The organism is Candidatus Methylomirabilota bacterium, assembly GCA_028870115.1.
Taxonomy (GTDB): Bacteria; Methylomirabilota; Methylomirabilia; order Methylomirabilales; family Methylomirabilaceae; genus Methylomirabilis.
The window spans coordinates 48,378-67,449 of sequence record JAGWQH010000029.1; the positions used below are offsets into that span (position 1 = coordinate 48,378).

Sequence of the window (19,072 nt, forward strand, 5' to 3'; positions counted from 1 at the left end):
GACGACTCAGGGTCGGGATAGGCCGAACTTCTTCAGTCGATAGCGAAGGGTGTCTCGACTGAGGCGGAGTAGCTTGGCCGCCTTCGTCTGATTGCCGCCGCTATCCCGCAACGCCTGCTCCACCAACGACCGTTCCCACGCCGCCAGGTCGATCCCTTCGCGCGGGAGCGCCCCGTGGGTAAGACCCGTAGCAGGCAGGGGGTCCACCGGCGTACTCGGCGGTGCAGGCGTCAGGGAGAGCTGTTCGATCGAAAGATGATCCCCGTAGCTCCACAGGACCGCGCGCTCGATGACGTGGCTCAGTTCCCGAATGTTGCCGGGCCAAGGATACTCGCATAGGGTGTGGGCGGCCCGGTCATCGATTGCTCGGATCGTCTTCCCGTATTTGACGTTGAACGTCTCCAGGAAATGGGTGGCGAGCAGCAGGATATCTTCGCCGCGCTCGCGCAGCGGCGGCAGATCGATGGTGATGACGGCGAGCCGATAGTAGAGATCCTTTCTGAATCGGCCGCCCTTAACCTCAGTTTCGAGATCCCGATGGGTGGCGGCAACGATGGTGACATCAACCCGCCGGTCCCGCAATCCCCCGACTCGGCGGATGACCCTCTCCTCGACGGCGCGAAGCAGCTTACCTTGAAGCGGGAGCTCGGTGTCTCCAACCTCGTCCAGGTAGAGGAAGCCCCCATCAGCGGCCTCGAACAGACCCATCTTTGATTCCTTGGCGTCTGTGAACGCTCCGCGCTCGTATCCGAACAGCTCCGCTTCCATCAGCGTAGCGGGCAGCGCCGTGCAGTTCACCTCGATAAACGAGCGGGCAGCCCGCCGACTGTGGCGGTGCAGCGTGCGCGCTACCAACCCCTTACCGGTTCCCGTCTCCCCCGTAATCAGAATCGGTGGGGGCTCCTCCAGGGCGGCGATCTGCCGGATTCTTGCAATGATCTCGCGGATCGCATCGCATTTGCCGATGATCCCCATGAGGGGAAGCTCCCGGACTTCCCGCTCTCGGTAGTAAGAGAGTTGCTGTCGTAACCGCGCGCTCTCACACGCCCGGTCGGCCAGCAGCTTCAGCTCGTCCAGATCGACCGGTTTCTTGATGTAATCGAACGCCCCAAGCTTGACCGCCTCCACTGCCCCTTCAATAGAGCCGTAGGCGGTCATAATAATGACGGCAATATTGCGGTCGAACTCCTTGATTCTGCTCAGCAACTCCATGCCGCTTTGGCCCGGCAGGCAGACATCCAGGAAGACCAGGTCGGGGCGGAGACGATCTAAGAGTTCGAGCGCCTTGTCGGCGTTCTCCGCCACTTCTGCCTCGTACCCTTGCTCGGTCATGAACAGCTTGATCGAGCGAGCCAGGGTGCGCTCGTCATCCACAATCAACAGCGTCGAGGGGTTCATGCGGTCCTGTCCCGGTCACCCGATGATATCGGCAGTGTGATGCGCACCGTGGTTCCGACTCCCGGCGCACTGGCGATGTCCAGTGATCCGCCATTCTGCGCCACGTATCGTTTGGCGATGGCGAGGCCAAGGCCGGTTCCTTCCGCCTTCGTTGTGAAGAATGGATCACAAACCGACGGGAGCAGTGGCGTGGCGATCCCGCCCCCGGTATCGGCGATCTCCAGGACCACCGATCCAGACCTGCCGTTTCCCGTTCCGCGGTACCCCCGGATCGTGATAGACCCGCCATCGGGCATGGCATCGAGGGCGTTGGAGAAGATCTCGCCCAGCGCTTGCTCTACCTGAATCGGATCGATATCTACCTCAGGCAGGTCGCGCTGCATGTCGATTTCAAGTCGGATACCGCGATCCTTGAGCGGTCCGGCGAATGTGGGTAACAGGCCGTCGATCAGCCTGGGGAGCTGTTCCGGGATGGGACGAAAAGGGCCTGGGCGGGAGAAGGCGAGCAGATGCGTGATGCGGCGGTCCAACCGGTCGACCTCGGCGATGACCATCTTCAGGTGCGCCTGCGCCACAGGCCCGTCGGCTACGTGATGAAGGGTAACCTGGGCCGCGGCTCGAAGGCTCGCCAGGGGATTGCGCAAGCCGTGGGCGACCGCGGCGGACATCTCGCCGATAGAGGCCAGTTTTTCAGATTGGATGAGTTGCGCCTGAGTCTCTTCCAACTTCTTGATTTTGAGCTCCAACTCGTGGTTGAGCCGGGCCATCGCCTCATGGGACCGCTTCAGGTTCTCGGTCATCCCGGCGAACGCCTGCGCCAGCTCGCCGATCTCATCTTTCGAGCGAACCGCTACCTCGTGATCCAGACGGCCTGCGCCCACTACCTCCATTGCCGCTTTAAGCTGATGGATCGGACGCGCCAGCCCTCTGGAGATCAAGATCGAGGCGGCCACCCCGATGGCCAGGGAAAGCAGAATAATCAATGACAGCAGGCGCCCCTCGGTTTGCAGGATCTTCTCAAGTCTGGCGTAGGCCCGTTGCAGGCTGTGGGCGCGGGCCGCGCCGTACACCTCTTTATTTTTGGCGCTGAGGGTAGGCAGGAGCCGGCCCTTCAGTTCCGTATTGGCCAAGGTCAGCGCTGCGCTCCGCTGTCCGTTCTGATACAGGGAGATGATGCGCTTGCCGACGTCGAACATCTGGCCATGGATCTGTTCGACGTCTGTGACGAGATCCATTTCATCGGGTGTCAGTGTTAGCTTCCATTGGCGGAGGTGCTCCTCGATCTCCGGCTCCAACCGAAAGAACTCCGCCTGCGCCTCATGGTCCGTCCCGGTGAGAAACCCCCAGATTTGGCGGCTCTGGCGAAATAAGACCGTTTCGAGTTCGGCATACGTCCGAGTTCTCGCCATACTCTCGCCAAGCGCTCTGAGGGCTGCTCGTTCCTCCCGGTTATTCCAGATGGCTTCTATGCTGATCAGCAGAACCGGTACAACCATGAGCGCGAAGCCGAGCAGCAACTTGCGTTGGAACTTCATGATTAGAACTTTAGCCGTCCTGCTTCAGCGCCGTCAAGGGAAAGTTAACATGTGGCAGGGTAGGCGTCGTGCCTGCCCAGCTCGGCGAACGTGCAGCGGGGTTATCGTCACCAAATAAAGAGGTGAGGCTGTCGAGGGCGAGGCTGGCGCGTCCCTTTCGGCATTGAAGCCCTCCGGCGTCTATGGTAGGATCCGCGTGGCAGGCCGAGCCGACAGCAAGGAGAGGATGGCACGATGTTCATGAAGTGGGTCTCGAAGGTGGTGGGCACCAAAAACGAGCGGGAGCTCAAGCGCCTCCGGCCGATGGTGACGGCGATCAATGCGCGGGAGCCCGCGGTGCAGGCGCTCTCGGATGAGGAGCTGCGCGGTAAGACGAGCGAATTCAGGGAGCGACTGGCCCGCGGGGCCCCCCTCGACGACCTGCTCGTCGAGGCCTTCGCCGTCGTCCGCGAGGCCGGGCGCCGCGTGCTCGGCATGCGCCACTTCGACGTGCAACTGCTGGGCGGCATCGTCCTGCACGAAGGCAAGATCGCCGAGATGGCGACCGGCGAAGGCAAAACCCTCGTCGCCACCCTGCCGGTCTACCTCAATGCCCTGGCCGGCCAGGGGGTCCACGTCGTCACGGTCAACGACTACCTGGCCAAGCGCGACAGCCAGTGGATGGGCGGCATCTACCGGTTCCTCGGCCTCTCCGTCGGCCTGATCCAGCACGACCTGGACGACGCGACCCGCAAACAGGCCTACGGCGCCGATGTCACCTACGGGACCAACAACGAATACGGCTTTGACTACCTGCGCGACAACATGAAGTTTGCCGCCGCGGAGTTCGTCCAGCGGCCGCTACACTATGCCATCGTCGATGAGGTGGACTCGATCCTGATCGATGAGGCCCGCACGCCGCTCATCATCTCCGGCCCCGCGGAGGAATCGACCGAGAAGTACTATCAGCTCGACCGCATCATCCCCCGGCTCAAGCAGGGCGCCACCATCGTCGGCGGTAAGCTGTACGAGGCCGAGGCGCAAGGCTCCGGCGACTACATCGTCGACGAAAAGGCCAAGTCGGTGGCGCTCACCGAGAGCGGGGTCGCCAAGGTGGAGCAGTTGCTGGGGGTCACCAACCTCTACGACCCGGCCCACATGGACCTCGTCCACCACGTCCAGCAGGCGCTGCGGGCCCATGTCCTCTTCAAACGGGACGTGGACTATGTGGTCAAGGACGGCGAGGTGGTGATCGTCGATGAGTTCACCGGCCGCCTGATGGCCGGGCGGCGGTGGAGCGATGGGCTGCACCAGGCGGTCGAGGCCAAAGAGCGGGTCAAGATCGAACGGGAGAATCAGACCCTGGCCACCATCACCTTCCAGAACTACTTCCGGATGTACACCAAGCTGGCGGGAATGACCGGCACCGCCGATACCGAGGCCGCCGAATTCGCCCAGATCTACAACCTCGATGTGCTCGTGATGCCGACGAACCAGCCGATGGTCCGGGCCAACTACCCGGATGTCATCTACAAGAGCGGACCGGAAAAGTACGACGCGGTCGTCGAGGAGATTGCCGCCTGCCACCAGACCGGGCGGCCGGTCCTGGTCGGGACCACCTCGATCGAGAAGAACGAACAGCTCTCGGCGCTCCTGAAGCGTAAAGGGATCCCCCATGAGGTGCTCAACGCCAAGCACCATGAGCGGGAGGCGGAGATCGTCGCCCAGGCCGGCCGCTTCAAGGCGGTCACCATCGCCACCAATATGGCCGGCCGCGGCACCGACATCCTGTTGGGGGGGAGTCCGACATTCCTGGCGGCGGAACGGCTCCGGCGTGGGGAGACGGTCGAGCCTACGGTCGAGCCGCAGGAGCTGGCCACGACCCTCGAGGAGGTCCGGCAGATGCAGCACTATGGCCTGCTGGATCGGTCGGTGAACATTGAGGCCTACGCCGCCGCGCTGGCCGTGGTGCGTCAGCAGACTGCGGGGGAACACCGGCAGGTGGTGGCCCTGGGGGGGCTGCACATCATCGGCACCGAGCGCCATGAGGCCCGCCGCATCGATCATCAGCTCCGGGGGCGCGCCGGCCGGCAGGGCGATCCCGGCTCTTCCCGCTTTTACCTCTCGCTCGACGACGATCTGCTGCGCCTGTTCGGCTCCGACCGGATCAGCAGCATCATGGAGAAGCTGGGGATGGAAGAAGGCGAGCCGATTGAGCACCGCATGGTCACCCGCGCTATCGAGACGGCGCAAAAGCGGGTCGAGGCCCACAACTTCGAGATCCGCAAGCATCTCCTGGAATACGACGACGTGATGAATACCCAGCGCAAGATCATCTACGCGGAGCGTCACAAGATCCTGGAGGGCGAGAGCCTGCAGGAGACCCTGACCGAGATGCGGGGCGAGGTGCTCGATGGGCTGCTGGCGCTCTACGCCAATGCGGAGAGCTATGCCGAGCAGTGGGATCTGGCCGGGCTCACCGAGGCGGTCAAGCGCCAGTTCGATCTGGAGGTCGCGTGGGCGCCGGAGGAGGTCGCGTCGCTGACCGTCGCATTACTCCGTGACAGTCTCGAGGCGCGCGTCCTCAAGGCCTACGAGGACCGGGAGGCGAAGTTCGGTCCGGACCTGATGCGGTACCTGGAGCGGATGATCATGCTGCAGGTGGTCGACGGGCAGTGGAAGGACCACCTGCTCGCCATGGACCACCTGAAGGAGGGGATCGGGCTGCGGGGGTACGGCCAGAAAGACCCGCTCATCGAGTACAAACGCGAAGGGTTTGCGCTGTTCGAGGCGATGGTCGAACGGATCAAGGCGCAGACGATCGAGTACCTGTACCGGGTCCAGGTGGCGCCGGAGGAGGCGACCGCGTTTGCGGAGACCCAGGCGCCCGCTGGCGGGGATGGCGAGCCGCCCCTGCGCGCGCAGCCCGGCGCACCGCCGAGCCCGGCGGAGCGGTCCCTGCGCCCGGCCGCCGCGACCGCGCCGATCAAGGTCGTCGGGAAGAAGATCGGACGCAATGACCTGTGCCCCTGCGGCAGTGGCCGGAAATATAAGAAGTGCTGCGGGGCTTGAGCGTGGCGTTTCCAGGTACGACTGTGCAAGGTCATTGCTGCGAAAGTCCCCCGCGTCATTGCGAGGCGAAGCCGAAGCAATCTCACAATCTTTCAGGACCACGACGGTGAGATTGCTGCGCTCTCGTTGGTCACTCGCAATGACACAGAAACAGTGATGCGTGGGGTATCGGTCATCGGCATCGGGTGTACACCGTTCGGGAAGCAGAACGGTGTGGGCATCGTTGACCTGGCGCTACAGGCCTGTCGGGAGGCCCTGAACGATGCTCAGGTTCCCAGTAGCCGTATTGACGCATTCTACCTCGGCAACTTCGTCTCTGAGACGTTGGTTCACCAAGGCTCCTTGGCTCCGATAGTCGCTCATCGACTCGGCCTCGGGCCGATTCCCTGTACGAAGGTAGAAGGCGCCTGCGCCTCATCCGGTATCGCCTTCCGTCACGGGGTGTTGCTGATCGCATCCGGTCTCTGTGATATCGTACTTGCCGGCGGTGTCGAAAAGATGACCTCGGCGGAGACAGGGGCGGTGACGGAGGCGCTGGCGTCAGCCGGCGACGCCGAGAGCGAGATGCGACTGGGTCTCACCTTTCCGGGGACCTTCGGGATCATCATGCGGCGGCATATGCACCAGTACGGGACGACGCGCGAGCAGGTGGCGATGGTTTCGATCAAGAACCGATCCAACGGCAGTACCAATCCCAAAGCCCATTTTCAAAAGCCCGTGACCTTGGAGGAGATCTTGGAATCACGGCTGATCTGTGATCCGCTTCGACTGTACGACTGCACACCGATCAGCGACGGCGCGGCGGCTGCCGTCCTCTGTGCAGCCGATTTGGCTGACGAGTTCACCGATCGGCGGGTCGATGTCATCGGTTCCGGTCACGCGACGGGTCCTGCGACGCTGTTCGAGATGGCGGATCTCACCACCTTTGAGGCCTCGGTGGCCGCCGCGCACCAGGCCTATCGAGAAGCCGGCATCGCCCCGAGTGATGTCGATGTGGCCGAGGTGCACGATTGCTTTACCATCGCCGAGATTACGGCTATCGAAGATCTGGGATTCGTTGCAAAAGGGCAAGGGGGACCAGCCGTTGCCGATGGGCTCACAGCGCTGAATGGGAAGCTCCCGATCAACCCGAGCGGCGGCCTGCTGAGCAAGGGCCACCCGGTGGGCGCCACTGGCCTCGCTCAGATCTATGAGATCGTCGGACAGCTCAGGGGTGAAGCTATCAATCAGGTAAAGGGCGCGCAGATCGGCTTGGCTCACAACCTTGGTGGGACCGGGGCGGTCAGTACGGTTCACATCCTGAAGCGGCGATGAGTATGGCCTCATTCGAGGCGTTCGCGTGCGACGCCTGCAAGGGCCTGTTTGCCAGGCCTCAAAGCGCCTGCCGGCGCTGCGGGACGCCCATTGTCCTGCCGGTGAATCTGTCAGGTCGAGGCACGCTCACCTCCTTTACCACCATTCGGGTGCCGCCGACTGCCTTCCAGGGGCAGGAGCCATACACTGTCGCGGTCATCGATCTGGATGAGGGGCTGCGGGTCACGGCCCGGCTCACGGTCCAGGAGGAAAGAGAGGCGGCGATCGGCGCATCGGCGGTCTTTGAAGAGATGCGTCCGTATGGGCCGGTCTTTCGGCTGATCTGAGAATGGGAATGGACGACAGCATACTGACGATGGCGGGTATCCAGATGGGTGGCGGGCCAGATCCCGCAGCCAACCTGGAACGAGCGATAGAGCTGGGGAAGATCGCCGCCCAACGGGGGGCGAAGGTGATCTGTTTTTCGGAGTGCTTCGCCTGGCCCTGGTTCCCTCGTGAGATCGATCCATCACAGTTTTCCGCTGCTGAGGCGGTTCCAGGATCGCTCAGTGAGGCGATGGCGGCATTTGCGCGAGAGTGTCAAGTCGCTGTGGTTGCGCCGATCTTCGAGCGCGAGACCGATGGAGCCTACTACAATACGGCCCTCGTATTTGACGCCGACGGGACACTGCTGGGTCGCTACCGGAAAAATCATCTCCCGCAGCTGTCGAATTATCAGGAACGGTTCTATTTCCACCCTGGGAACCAGGGATTCCCCGTGTTCCATACCCGCTATGCTGCGATCGGTGTCCAGATCTCATGGGATAATTTCTTTCCCGAGGGGTCGCGCCTGCTCGCGCTTCAGGGGGCTGAAGTGATCTGTGCGCCGACCTCGGCCTCGATCGTCGCGTCGCACGCCAAATGGGAGCGGGCGCTTGTTGGGAGCGCGGTTTACAATGGAGTGTTTGTGTTTCGGGTCAACCGTGTAGCCAATGGCGGTGGATTGCCGTTCTATGGCAAGAGCTTTTGCGTCGATCCGAACGGCGACTTCGTGGTGGAGCCGAGTGGCGCCGACGAGGGGGTAGTTCTGGCGGAGATCGACCTGAGGTGGGTCAAGACCGTCAGGGGGATCTGGCCATTCCTGCAAGACCGCCGGCCGGAGATTTACGTGGGCCTGGCCTAGGATGAGGATTCGAGATGCAAAACCCTGATCCTGGAACGAAGCTCATTTGGACCTCGATAGTTGAGGTAGGGAAGGACAATGACTGTCATCGCGCCCTTCAGGGGATTACGGTACAATCCTGAGTTCGTAACAGACCTGAGCCTGGTGATGGCTCCGCCCTACGATGTCATTTCACCGGAAGGGCAGCAAGCCTTTTACGCCCGCCACACGCACAACGTGATCCGCCTGATTCTGGGTGAGACGCTGGCGGAAGACGACGCGGTACGGAACCAATACAGTCGCGCGGGAGACTACTTTCGCCAATGGCAAGCCGAGCAGGTGCTGGTTCGTGATCCAGTACCCGCGTTGTACCTCTACCAACAGACCTTTCAGCTTCCCGGGGCCGGAGAACTCGTGCGATGCGGACTGATCGGACTGGTTCGCCTGGAAGAGTTCGGCGGTCGTACGGTCTTCCCTCATGAACGAACAATGGGGGCGGCCAAGGCGGACCGACTTCGTCTGATGCAGGCCTGCCACGCGAACTTAAGCTCTGTCTTTGGCATCTACCCCGGTCGCTTTCTCGAACTGGATCGACTGGCGGCTGCCGCCCGGGAATCCACACCGATCATTGACCTGTGTGATTGGGACGGCATCCACCATCGGGTCTGGATATGTCAGGATCGTGCAGCAATCGGCAGACTTCAGGCGGAATGTGCAACAACGCCGCTCTTTATCGCGGACGGTCATCATCGGTATGAGACGGCGCTGACCTACCGCGATCTCATGCGGGCGAAGGAGAAGGGTGATCCCGCCGACACGCAGAGACGGCCTTACAACTACGTTATGATGACGCTGGTCAGCGCCGAAGACCCCGGCCTGGTCATTCTTCCGATCCATCGGCTGCTCAGGCACCTTCCGGGCGGCAGTCTGGACGGTTATCTGGCCCAGCTTACCTCACAATTTACCGTCGAGAGGCTGGCTGTCCCCCGTGATCCTGAGGCGGCCGCTTCGGCTCTGCTGGGCCATCTGCGGCAGACCAATGGGGGGACGCATTGTTTCAGCCTATACGGTGGAGAGGGGCGCGCATACCTCCTGACGCTCGCTGATGAACGAGCCCTGGAGGCCGGGAATGACAAGCCACCCGTCTACAGGCGACTGGATGTCGCCATCGTTCATGCGCTTTTGATCGAGGGGCCATGGTCCCGGCATGGGCTGGGTGATCTTCCGGACGATGGACTCAGTTATCATCATGATGCCGCGGAGGTCGTCCGGATGGTCCAGAAAGAAGAGGCGGCAGCGGCCATCTTGCTCAATCCGACTAAAATCGCCGAAGTCCAGGCGGTGGCCGAGACCGGCCTACGGATGCCGCCTAAGTCAACCTTTTTCTATCCCAAGCTCCTTACCGGCCTAGTCATCCATCCCCTGTTATCTGATGAGGTGGTCGAGGTATAGGCTGCTGAGAAGCGTGCAGCCATCGGCCGTCAGGCAGGTAGATCGTTGTGGCTAAAAACCGATAGCTGACCACTGAAAGAGGATGGCTTAGTCGAGGTTGTTTCGCAGAGCTTGGTATCGCTGGGAGTGCGCGTAGGGACGGGAGGGGGGTGTCAGTTCTTTCTTGAGGGTTTCAACTTCCTTTTCCAGCTCCTGCAGGCGCTCCAGGACGCACCGGATCGCCTTTGCGGCAGGATCCGGCATATCAGTCATCTCCAGATCGATTGTCTGAGAGACCCGCTTGCCGTCACGATAGATGACCTGCCCCGGTACGCCCACCACAAGCGAGTTCGGCGGGACCTCCTTTACCACCACGGAGCCTGAGCCGATACGGCTATTGTCTCCCACCTTGATCGATCCGAGGATTGTCGCGCCCGCGCCGATCACGACGCCATTGCCGATCGTGGGATGGCGCTTCTTTTTCTCCAGACTGGTGCCGCCCAGTGTTACGCCCTGATAGATGGTGACATCTTTGCCAATCTCACTGGTCTCGCCGATGACAACCCCGATGCCGTGGTCGATAAAGAGGCCCTGGCCGAGCCTCGCGCCAGGATGGATTTCAATCCCGGTCAGGAATCGGCCTATATGCGAAATGAAGCGGCCGAGGATTTTCAGATTGCGGTTCCAGAACCAGTGCGCGACGCGATGGAAGTACAGGGCATGCAGGCCAGGATAGCACACGAAAACCTCCAGGGCGCTGCGAGCCGCTGGATCCCGGTCAAGAGCTGCTCGGATGTCTCGTTTGAGTGTTGTGAACACGCGATATTCGCGATTCAGTTGCGGATCGCCACGGTCTCGTTCAACTCCCGCAGGAGCTGGTCAAGGTTAACGCCGTGGACCTGGGCGCTGACAGCGATATTGTCGTACTCAGCCGCAGAGCATCCCATGCAGGCGACGCCGTAGCGGTTAAAGACCTGGACGGTTTCCGGATATTGGCGCACCACATTGTCAATCTTCATCTCTGCGGTGATCCTCATCAACCTGCCTCCTTTCAGAGAAACCGCTGATCTGCCTCGTACCTGTCCGGGTACGATCACGCACAGCAGGCCGGCCACTTATGCACGATGGTAACGTGAGCGATTCCTCAATTTTACCGTAATTCTATCATATAAGGCCCGAATCGGTCATGGCAAGGGAATTTTTCTCGTAGGCGATTGCTGTTGACTTCCAGCCGGAGGTTCGGTAGCCTGCCGATACCTCTTTCCTAATGGATGACAGATTGCAGAGTTCGGAATTCGGTTTGAACGAACTGGAACGCGACCCGTACCTTCGGGCTATGGAAGCGGTTGCGGCTTCCGGCAGGGCAGGCCCCCTGTATCTGGTTGGCGGGTACGTGCGTGATCTTCTGCTTGGTCGCGGCAGGACGAGACGCGCCGACCTTGATGTGGTGATCTGGGGGGAACCGGAACGATTGGGTCGCGATCTGGTCGAAGCCCTACAAGGCAGCCTCGTTCGCCTTGACCCGGAGACGGTTCGGGTCATCATCCGATCTGCGGAAGGGATCGTCCAGATCGACATCAACCGGCCGAAGGGCAAGACGATCGAAGACGATTTGGCCGCGCGTGACTTTACGATTAATGCCCTGGCTGTGCGCGTCGACACCTCTGCCCTCCAACCCCTGTCCCCCAATCCCCTATCTTTAATCGATCCGACGGATGGATTAAATGATCTGAGGGCAAAGCGCCTGCGGGCTATTGCCCCATCGGCGCTCGATCGTGATCCGCTCCGCTTGATCAGGGCAGTCCGTCTGGCTGCAGAGCTAGGCTTCACCATCGAGGACGCTACCGGACGGTGGATCATCGAGCGCGCATCACTTCTCGAGACGGTAGCCGGAGAGCGTCTGCGCGACGAGCTGTTCAGGATCCTTGATACGTCCCCTGCAGTGCCTTGGATCGAGCGGCTCGACGTCCTGCAGCTTCTGAAACTGCTAGTCCCGGAAGTCGAGGCGCTCAAGTCAGTTCCGGCGAGCAAGCCGCATCGTCTGCCACTCTGGGAACACTCGCTTCAAACACTGTGGTCCGTCGAACTGCTGCTCACGGACCTTGGACGGCTCTTTCCGGAAGACGCCCCCTGGTTACGCGAGCGGCTTGACCGGGAGATCGAGGCGGGCGTCACCGAAATCGCCATCCTCAAGCTGCTGGCCCTCTTACACGATGTCGGCAAGCCGGAGACCCGAAGCGTCCAACCGGATGGCCGAGTCCGGTTCCTTGGGCACGAGCAGGCCGGCATGCCGATCCTCGCACGCCTGTGCGACCGCCTTCGACTGGGTCGGCTGGCGAGTAATCTCGTCGCCGGTATCGAGGAACATCATCTGCGGCCGATCCGTCTCTCAAGCGCAACAACTGTTACCGCCAGGGCGCAGTATCGTTTCTTCAGGGAAGCGGGTGATGCAGCTCCTCTTGTGCTGTTGCACTCGTGGGCGGACCTGCGAGCCACTATCGGTGAGGAGACTCAGGAGTTTCACCGGCATCAGCTATTCCTGCGCGATGCGTTCCGGTTCTACAGAACCAAGTTTCTGGCGAGCCGGGCCGAGCCCCTTTTGCGGGGAGGCGATCTGATCGATCTGTTCGGCATCGTGCCAGGCCCTTTCCTTGGATTTGTGCTTGATCGTCTGCAGGAGGCTCAGGCAACGGGGGTCATCAACAGCCGCCCGGAGGCTCTGGCCTATACCGAGGAGCATCTGGAATCGTGGCAGCAGTTCTTCGAGACGACGCCCGCTTGACGCCGGTCGCGCATCGAAAGCCATTGACAAGCGTGAACGCTTTTGTTAGACAGAAGAAGGCGCGGGAGTAATTCAGTGGCAGAATGTCAGCTTCCCAAGCTGAACGTCGCGGGTTCGAGTCCCGTCTCCCGCTCCATTCCATCAGGCACCCACAAGATACTCATGGCTGATCGCTAACCACCGAGAACGATTTTCTCATCCAGAAGGGATCGCATGAAAACGCTTGCCATGCTGGTCGGAGGTGGCCCCGCGCCGGGCATCAACGGCGTGATTGCGGCGGCGACCATAGAGGCGCGTAATCATGGGGTGCGTGTTCTCGGCTTCTATGATGGGTTCAAGTGGCTTGCGCGAGGCGATACGAGCCGTGTGATGGAGCTCGAAATCGATGGGGTATCCCGGATCCATTTCGAGGGAGGGTCCATCCTTCGGACGTCCAGGACAAATCCGACCAAATCCCCGGAGACGCTTCGGAATGTGGTCGAGGCGCTTGATAGACTGGACGTGTCATGCCTGTTGACGATCGGGGGGGATGATACCGCCTTTGCGGCGTATCGGCTGTCGGAGGTAGTGAAGGGGCGGGTCGCCCTTGCGCATGTGCCGAAGACGATCGACAACGATCTTCCGCTCCCGCAGGAGGTGACGACGTTTGGCTTTACGACGGCCTGCAACCTGGGCAAGGATATCGTGAAGAACCTGATGGATGACGCGGAAACAACGGACCGGTGGTTCTTTATTACCGTGATGGGTCGTCGGGCCGGCCATCTGGCGCTCGGTATCGGAGGCTCCGCAGGCGCCACACTCACGATCATCGGAGAGGAGTTTCCGGAGCCGAAGATCCCCCTTCAGACGCTGGTTGATATCCTGGAAGGAGCGGTGATCAAGCGGCGCGTGTCGGGGAAGGGGCATGGTGTGGCCATTCTGAGCGAAGGACTGGCCGATAAATTGGATCCCACCGATTTCGGCTCGGTTGAACGGGACGGCTATGGGAATGTCCGCCTTTCGGAGCTTGTGCTGGGGCGAGTGCTGAAAGAGCGTGTGGCCGAAAGCCTTCGGGCGCGAGGTGTCGATGTCACGATCGTAGCCAAGGACGTCGGCTATGAGCTTCGCTGCGCTCCACCCGGCGCGCTAGATATCCAGTATTGTCGCAGTCTTGGCTATTGGGCCACCCGTTTCCTGTTGAACGGTCAGACGGACGCCATGGTAACCATCCAGGGAGGGAAGATGGTCCCGATCCCGTTTCAGGAAATGCTGGATCAACGGACAGGGAAGATCCGTGTCCGTTACGTGGATATCAACTCCGAGTCGTACCAGACACTTCGGGCCTATATGATCCGCCTGGAGCCTCAGGACTTTGAGACGTCGGGGCAGATCGAGGCGCTGGCGCATGGCGGCCACCTGGAGCCGACTGCATTCGCGAACCGATTTGGGTATCTCGGCGAGCGAACGAAAGGGTCATTACAATGAGAGAGAACGGACGAACCGTTCGGGGCCTGATTGTGGCCGTGATCGTCGCGCTGATTCCGTTTACGCTCTGGAGCGCCGCTGCTGATGCGCAAGAGCTCGTCTTTGTGAAGGCGCTGGAGGAGGCGGAAAAAGCGATCCAGGAGGCAAGAGACTTCGAGGCGGAGATCTATGCGCCGGAGGAGTTCTCGCTGGCCCTGAACTATCTGGCGCAGGCCAAGGATGAGGCGAAACTCGCCAGGTCTGCGACACAGGAAAAGGGCGCGCACCTGTTGAGCGCCAGGACGTCTGGAGAGACGGTCAGCCTGCTCGCAGAGAAGACGCAGTATCAGGCGAAGGTGGCGGGAACGAAGGCGATAGAAGTGAAATCCGATCGCGAGATTACCACCATCAAAGCTCTAATCGTCGACACCTTCAATACCAATGTCAATCGGAGCTTTACCTCGACGCGGGAGCGGCTGTTTGGCGAACTGAGTGCGAAGGAATCCGTCAGAAGTGAGGCCCGCAAGGCACGGGCGCAGGCCGAATCCGAGTTGCGGAAGCTTACGCTGGAAGGACAGACCGCTCCTGCGCCGCAATAGGAACGGACGGTATACTATCTGAACAGATCCCGCTCGGACGGGCGAAGCAGCATCGACGCTCGTCCCTCCCCGCTTACGTATCGATAGCCACGAATCAGGACTACGGGAATACGCTCGGTCTTGCCCATCACCAACTCCGCCGCGCCCGCCAGTTCATCGGCGATGGCCGTGCGTGTCGCCTTGAGAGGCCGACCAAAGTCATCGGTCGTCTCGCGATAATCTAGAAGCGGTATCAGGCCGCTGACCCCGATGGCCACGTTAGTCAACCCATCGCGCCATGGGCGGCCAAAGGTATCGGAGATGACTATTGCCACATCGGCTTCGCAGAGGGCCAGGATCCGATGTCGGATTACGTCGGCTGAGCGGTCGGGGTCGAGCGGCAGCAGCGACGCAGACTCCTCGCCTGGGAGATTGGACCGATCAACTCCCGCATTGGCGCAGATGAAGCCGTGTCTGGTTTCAGCGATGAGGAGTCCGTGGTCCATCCGGACGATCCGTCTGGCCTCTCCGAGAATCAGCTCGATCAGGCGCGGGTCCTTATTGAGGTACGCGGCCCAACTCAGAGAAGCCGGCGAGGGCGTGACGTCGCGAAGGAGCACTACCCGGCCCTCGATCTTGGAGATGACCTTCTGCGTCACGACCAGGATGTCGTTCGGTTGGAACGTAAGGTCCAGCCTCGTCGCCGCCTCGACGATCAACGCGGCCAGATCATCGCCGGCCTGAATCTCCGGGATGCCGGTCAGGCCGATCAGCGTCAGTTCAGGCGCCCGTCCCAACTCCAACTCTCCCGCCGATGCCAAGCCGATGCAGCAGCGCATCCGTCCTGGTCCGGCCCGGTTGCGCAAGGAAGCATCGAAGATCCTCGATCTCGTCGATGTCCAGCGCGAGGTTGGGGAGTTCGCAGATCTCGCATGGCAGACCCTTGGCCTCGGCCTCGTCGCGGTGAGCGCGGAAGCTGTCGTACCCGAAGCGAAAAGGAATCGCATCGGGCGGCCGGGCGAGTAAGGCGTTGGTCCCGAAGGCATCACGTGACGGTACCAGCACGATCCCTCTGGGCACGGGTCCTTGCTCCACGATCCGGTTAAGATCATTGGCCGTGATCCGGGGGACATCAAGCGGGACGGTCAGCATCGCCTCAACTCCGATCTCGCGGCAACACGCAGCGGCAGCCTCCACCGACCGACTCTGCCTGACCTGCTGTACCTCGCTGATGACGTCGGCACCGTACTGCTGAGCAAATGCAGCGGCCTCGGTATCCGACGTGATGACCAGCACGCGATCAAACAGGGGAGAGGCGGCCACAACGGCCAGGACATCTTCAAGCATTGTCTTGCAGAGGAGGTATCGCTCCTCGGTTGAGAGTAGCGTTGCGAGTCGCGTCTTGCCTTGAGAGAACTCCTTGACCGGGATCACAGCGATAAGCATCGGCGTTATAAGGCGGCCAAAGAGGCTAGACAAGAAAGTGTTTCTTTCGCTAAGGCGATCTTCCGATCGAGGTTATTCATGACCGTCTCGGTTGCTCTCGCCCTGAGCGGCAGCGCCTCGATGGCTGGGAGCAGGTCGGTGTCAAGGCGATCGATAATGAGCAGGTCGAGAAAGTCGTGATAGAGGCGGGCCACCGACAGGGCCGACACCTCATGGCCGAGGCCGGCCAGGAACTTGTCGGTGGGACCCTTCAGGGACCGGCCACATACCAGCGGGCTGATCGCGACAATGGGTGCCCGCGTGGCTTTTAACGCTTCGCGGATACCTGGGACGGCCAGGATCGGTCCGATGCTGATAATCGGGTTGCTGGGACAAACGATAATCCCGTCGGCCGCCTCGATCGCCTCAAGCACGCCCGGCGCAGGTTGCGACCCATCGATCCCTTCGAACACTACTCCCCTCACAGTGCGGCTGGCCCCGTCACGGACGAGGTACGCCTGGAATGGTTGCGGTCCGTAGTCGGTGAGCACAATCGTCGAAACCGGCTCATTCGACATCGGCAGAACTGTAGCCCGGACAGTAAGCGCACGTCTGATGAGGTCGGCGACGTCGGTGAGGGTGAGTCCTTCTTTCAGTAGGGCGCTCCGGTGTAGATGGGTGGCCAGATCCCGATCTCCCAGGTTGAACCAGCACTCCCGACCGTAGCGGTCAAGCCAGTCCAGGGCATTGAACGTATCCCCCTCGATCCCCCATCCTCTTTCCTGATCGGCCACACCGGCCAGAGTGTAGGTTACGGTATCCAGGTCCGGGCAGATCGTAAGGCCATGCAGGGTCAGGTCATCCGCCGTATTGACAATGACGGTGAGGTCGGAGGGGTCCATCATCTGCGCGACCCCGTAGAGCAGCTTTGAAGCGCCCACTCCGCCGGCCAGAGCGAGAATCATGGCCTATCCTCCGGAAGGGCAGCCTGCGCACCACACATAGGCAGACCGGTGATCCTGATTCCCGTCTCCTTGGTCTTGTAGCGGCGCTTCAAATCTATGAGCAGTGAAGTCAGTCTCTCTACGGTTCCGGCATGCCGCGATGAGCCCGCATCGACGGCGCGCAGACCGGCCTTTGCCGCCAACAGGACGGTGCGGTGTCTCGCGTGGGGATCATCTCCGCACACCAGGACATCGCAGTCGATGGCCTTCCCCACGTCTTTCAGCAGGTCAAAGCCGATATTCTGGAAGGCCACCACCACCATCACGCTTGGGCCCAGAAGCTCCTGCGCCTCCTGAAGAGCGGAGCCGTGATGGTCCGGGACCAGCCGTTCGTGCGTCTTGAGATCGAACGGGACGGTGGTATCGATCAGGAGTTTGCCTCGCAACGCCTCCTTGACCTCCGTCAATACGGCAAGATGTGCGGCGTAGGGAACTGTCAAGACCGCGACATCCGCTTCGAAGGCGGCCTGTAGATTCGAGGCGCCATGGATGGCAGCGGTCCCGCGGAGCAGTCGGTTCAGACGCTTTGCTACGCCGGCTGCCCGTCCGACATCTCTTGATCCGATGATGATCTCCTCGCCGGCTGCGCCCCAGCGCAGCGCCAGCCCCGATCCCTCTCGTCCAGTTCCCCCAAGGATGGCGATCTTCACGGCTATTGCCTTTTGTGCTCGTCAACCGCGTATTCCCGGCTGGAAGTCGCATTATCGTACTGGAACCCATGAGAGGCGGTAAGTGTCTGGTACGAGCCGAAACGCGCCTCCGGGTCGTCGATGCAGTCCAGCGGGTCCTCTTCTTCGTCAGGGCTGTTGCAGAGTCGAAGGAGCCCGTAGGTGGTGCTTCGCTGGGCAGGAACGCGCCCAAGCTCGCGGATCAGACGGCGCAGCGCGGCAGGCGGCATAAACTCACCGTGAGGCGCGCCCGCGGACGTAGAAATACTTTCGTTGATCAGGGTGCCGCCGAGATCATTGGCCCCTGCCGTCAGCAGGTATTGAGCGAACTTCGGGCCCTCCTTGACCCAGGACGATTGGATGTGGTTGAACGTGGCGCCCAGCATCAGGCGCGCCAGCGCATGCACCTTTAGTCCATCGGCGCCGGTAGCCCCCTGGCGTAGCCCCTTCACCAGCCGGCGACGGTAGATCGGCGCCTCATGATAAACCAGGGAGAGCGGCACGAATTCGGTAAACCCGCCTGTCTCTTTCTGAATGTCACGCAGTAGCGCCATATGCCTGACCCAATGGATCGGCTGCTCGATGTGAGCGTACATCATCGTCGCGCTGGTCGGGATGCCGAGGGCGTGAGCCGTAGTCACCACCTCGATCCACTGGCGAGTGGAGATTCGACCGCTGGAAATGATGTCGCGGATTTCATCGTCCAGGATTTCCGCCGAGGTCCCGGGAAGTGTGCCAAGACCGGCCTCCTTCAGCGCCAGCAGATACTGCGGGATGGGGATGCCGGATTGTCTGGAACCGTACAGGATCTCCTCTGGTGAGAAGGCGTGGATGTGGATCCGAGGCGCCGCCCGCCTGATGGCGCGACACAGTTCGATGTAAAATTGGCCATCCAGTTTTGGGGGCAGACCGGCTTGCACGCAGACCTCAGTGGCCCCCAGCGCCCAGGCCTCCTCGGCCCTCCGTGCCACCTCCTCGAGGGACAGGAAGTAGGCCTGCTCTTCGCGGAAGCCTCGACTGAAGGCACAGAACGTACAATGCTTGATGCACACGTTGGTGAAGTTGATGTTCCGGTTGATCACGTAGGTGACGACCTCTCCTACCTGACGCCGTCGCATCTCATCGGCCGCCGTAACCAGCGCGCGCAACTCCAGCCCCTGCGTTTGTGCGAGGCGTAATCCCCCCTCACAGGAGAGCTCTCGCCCCTCAAGCAGTCCCTCTAACAGGCGTGCGACATCCGGCTCGATCCGGGCAAGTAACTGGTCAAGCCTCTCCACACTTTCTCCTCCCCGCTTTTCTTTA

Annotated in this window: 16 protein-coding genes, 1 tRNA gene and 1 pseudogene; 9 read left to right on the forward strand and 9 right to left on the reverse strand. The window is 61.3% G+C overall.

The genetic code is table 11. The features are described 5' to 3' along the window. Positions 1–6 precede the first annotated feature (6 nt). Together KGL31_02955 and KGL31_02960 are read right to left on the reverse strand one after the other, a co-directional pair. Positions 7–1,398 carry a sigma-54-dependent Fis family transcriptional regulator gene (locus KGL31_02955; GenBank protein ID MDE2320866.1) on the reverse strand — a complete coding sequence of 464 codons (1,392 nt, stop codon included), beginning with the start codon at positions 1,396–1,398 and terminating at the stop codon, positions 7–9. Then, positions 1,395–2,933: a HAMP domain-containing protein gene (locus KGL31_02960; GenBank protein ID MDE2320867.1), complete on the reverse strand. Its 1,539-nt coding sequence runs from the start codon at positions 2,931–2,933 to the stop codon at positions 1,395–1,397. Before KGL31_02960 ends, KGL31_02955 begins: the two co-directional genes overlap by 4 nt. Before the next feature lie 234 nt (positions 2,934–3,167). Between KGL31_02960 and secA the strand changes: the two genes are divergently transcribed. The 5 genes from secA (at position 3,168) to KGL31_02985 (ending at position 9,891) form a co-directional block, all read left to right on the forward strand. After that, positions 3,168–5,984 carry a preprotein translocase subunit SecA gene (gene secA / locus KGL31_02965; GenBank protein MDE2320868.1) on the forward strand — a complete coding sequence of 939 codons (2,817 nt, stop codon included), beginning with the start codon at positions 3,168–3,170 and terminating at the stop codon, positions 5,982–5,984. Between the two features lie 156 nt (positions 5,985–6,140). Next, a complete protein-coding gene (locus KGL31_02970) occupies positions 6,141–7,298 on the forward strand; it encodes a thiolase domain-containing protein (protein ID MDE2320869.1) in 1,158 nt (385 codons plus the stop codon). Continuing rightward, on the forward strand, positions 7,295–7,624 hold the full coding sequence (locus KGL31_02975; GenBank protein ID MDE2320870.1) for an OB-fold domain-containing protein: 330 nt from the start codon (positions 7,295–7,297) through the stop codon (positions 7,622–7,624). Before KGL31_02970 ends, KGL31_02975 begins: the two co-directional genes overlap by 4 nt. Before the next feature lie 8 nt (positions 7,625–7,632). Then, complete coding sequence (locus KGL31_02980) at positions 7,633–8,460, forward strand: acyltransferase (GenBank protein MDE2320871.1); 828 nt, start codon at positions 7,633–7,635, stop codon at positions 8,458–8,460. A 78-nt stretch (positions 8,461–8,538) separates the two neighbouring features. Continuing rightward, complete coding sequence (locus KGL31_02985) at positions 8,539–9,891, forward strand: DUF1015 domain-containing protein (GenBank protein MDE2320872.1); 1,353 nt, start codon at positions 8,539–8,541, stop codon at positions 9,889–9,891. 156 nt (positions 9,892–10,047) lie between these two features. Here the strand turns inward: KGL31_02985 and cysE are convergent. Both cysE and KGL31_02995 read right to left on the reverse strand, forming a co-directional pair. Then, positions 10,048–10,689: pseudogene (gene cysE, locus KGL31_02990) on the reverse strand (serine O-acetyltransferase). Positions 10,690–10,703: 14 nt separating this feature from the next. Then, positions 10,704–10,907, reverse strand: a complete 204-nt coding sequence (locus KGL31_02995) for a DUF1858 domain-containing protein (GenBank protein MDE2320873.1) — start codon at positions 10,905–10,907, stop codon at positions 10,704–10,706. Positions 10,908–11,137: 230 nt separating this feature from the next. On the opposite strand from KGL31_02995, the gene KGL31_03000 reads away from it, so the two are divergent. The 4 genes from KGL31_03000 (at position 11,138) to KGL31_03015 (ending at position 14,694) form a co-directional block, all read left to right on the forward strand. Next, entirely contained in the window at positions 11,138–12,652 is a 1,515-nt protein-coding gene (locus KGL31_03000) for an HD domain-containing protein (GenBank protein MDE2320874.1), read from the forward strand. Between the two features lie 61 nt (positions 12,653–12,713). Continuing rightward, positions 12,714–12,788, forward strand: a tRNA-Gly gene (locus KGL31_03005). Between the two features lie 77 nt (positions 12,789–12,865). Beyond that, complete coding sequence (locus KGL31_03010) at positions 12,866–14,116, forward strand: 6-phosphofructokinase (protein ID MDE2320875.1); 1,251 nt, start codon at positions 12,866–12,868, stop codon at positions 14,114–14,116. Continuing rightward, positions 14,113–14,694, forward strand: coding sequence for a hypothetical protein (locus KGL31_03015; GenBank protein ID MDE2320876.1), 582 nt, complete (start codon positions 14,113–14,115; stop codon positions 14,692–14,694). The genes KGL31_03010 and KGL31_03015 overlap by 4 nt, the downstream gene beginning before the upstream one ends. A 14-nt stretch (positions 14,695–14,708) precedes the next feature. Here the strand turns inward: KGL31_03015 and cofE are convergent, their stop codons facing one another. The 5 genes from cofE to cofH are packed head-to-tail and all read right to left on the reverse strand — an operon-like array spanning position 14,709 to position 19,047. Then, complete coding sequence (gene cofE / locus KGL31_03020) at positions 14,709–15,512, reverse strand: coenzyme F420-0:L-glutamate ligase (GenBank protein MDE2320877.1); 804 nt, start codon at positions 15,510–15,512, stop codon at positions 14,709–14,711. Next, entirely contained in the window at positions 15,454–16,152 is a 699-nt protein-coding gene (gene cofC, locus KGL31_03025) for a 2-phospho-L-lactate guanylyltransferase (protein MDE2320878.1), read from the reverse strand. Before cofC ends, cofE begins: the two co-directional genes overlap by 59 nt. Beyond that, the gene (locus KGL31_03030) at positions 16,125–17,063 is read right to left on the reverse strand and encodes a 2-phospho-L-lactate transferase (GenBank protein MDE2320879.1); all 939 of its coding nucleotides are present in this window, start codon (positions 17,061–17,063) and stop codon (positions 16,125–16,127) included. Before KGL31_03030 ends, cofC begins: the two co-directional genes overlap by 28 nt. Further along, positions 17,060–17,752 carry an NADPH-dependent F420 reductase gene (gene npdG, locus KGL31_03035; protein ID MDE2320880.1) on the reverse strand — a complete coding sequence of 231 codons (693 nt, stop codon included), beginning with the start codon at positions 17,750–17,752 and terminating at the stop codon, positions 17,060–17,062. The genes KGL31_03030 and npdG overlap by 4 nt, the downstream gene beginning before the upstream one ends. A gap of 2 nt (positions 17,753–17,754) precedes the next feature. Further along, positions 17,755–19,047: a 5-amino-6-(D-ribitylamino)uracil--L-tyrosine 4-hydroxyphenyl transferase CofH gene (gene cofH, locus KGL31_03040; GenBank protein MDE2320881.1), complete on the reverse strand. Its 1,293-nt coding sequence runs from the start codon at positions 19,045–19,047 to the stop codon at positions 17,755–17,757. Between the last annotated feature and the right edge of the window lie 25 nt (positions 19,048–19,072).

Bases quoted from the DNA above. Each gene is read 5' to 3' on its own strand.
- KGL31_02955 (MDE2320866.1), bottom strand. From the start codon at position 1,398: ATGAACCCCTCGACGCTGTTGATTGTGGATGACGAGCGCACCCTGGCT.
- KGL31_02960 (MDE2320867.1), bottom strand. From the start codon at position 2,933: ATGAAGTTCCAACGCAAGTTGCTGCTCGGCTTCGCGCTCATGGTTGTA.
- secA (MDE2320868.1), top strand. From the start codon at position 3,168: ATGTTCATGAAGTGGGTCTCGAAGGTGGTGGGCACCAAAAACGAGCGG.
- KGL31_02970 (MDE2320869.1), top strand. From the start codon at position 6,141: ATGCGTGGGGTATCGGTCATCGGCATCGGGTGTACACCGTTCGGGAAG.
- KGL31_02975 (MDE2320870.1), top strand. From the start codon at position 7,295: ATGAGTATGGCCTCATTCGAGGCGTTCGCGTGCGACGCCTGCAAGGGC.
- KGL31_02980 (MDE2320871.1), top strand. From the start codon at position 7,633: ATGGACGACAGCATACTGACGATGGCGGGTATCCAGATGGGTGGCGGG.
- KGL31_02985 (MDE2320872.1), top strand. From the start codon at position 8,539: ATGACTGTCATCGCGCCCTTCAGGGGATTACGGTACAATCCTGAGTTC.
- KGL31_02995 (MDE2320873.1), bottom strand. From the start codon at position 10,907: ATGAGGATCACCGCAGAGATGAAGATTGACAATGTGGTGCGCCAATAT.
- KGL31_03000 (MDE2320874.1), top strand. From the start codon at position 11,138: ATGGATGACAGATTGCAGAGTTCGGAATTCGGTTTGAACGAACTGGAA.
- KGL31_03010 (MDE2320875.1), top strand. From the start codon at position 12,866: ATGAAAACGCTTGCCATGCTGGTCGGAGGTGGCCCCGCGCCGGGCATC.
- KGL31_03015 (MDE2320876.1), top strand. From the start codon at position 14,113: ATGAGAGAGAACGGACGAACCGTTCGGGGCCTGATTGTGGCCGTGATC.
- cofE (MDE2320877.1), bottom strand. From the start codon at position 15,512: ATGCGCTGCTGCATCGGCTTGGCATCGGCGGGAGAGTTGGAGTTGGGA.
- KGL31_03030 (MDE2320879.1), bottom strand. From the start codon at position 17,063: ATGATTCTCGCTCTGGCCGGCGGAGTGGGCGCTTCAAAGCTGCTCTAC.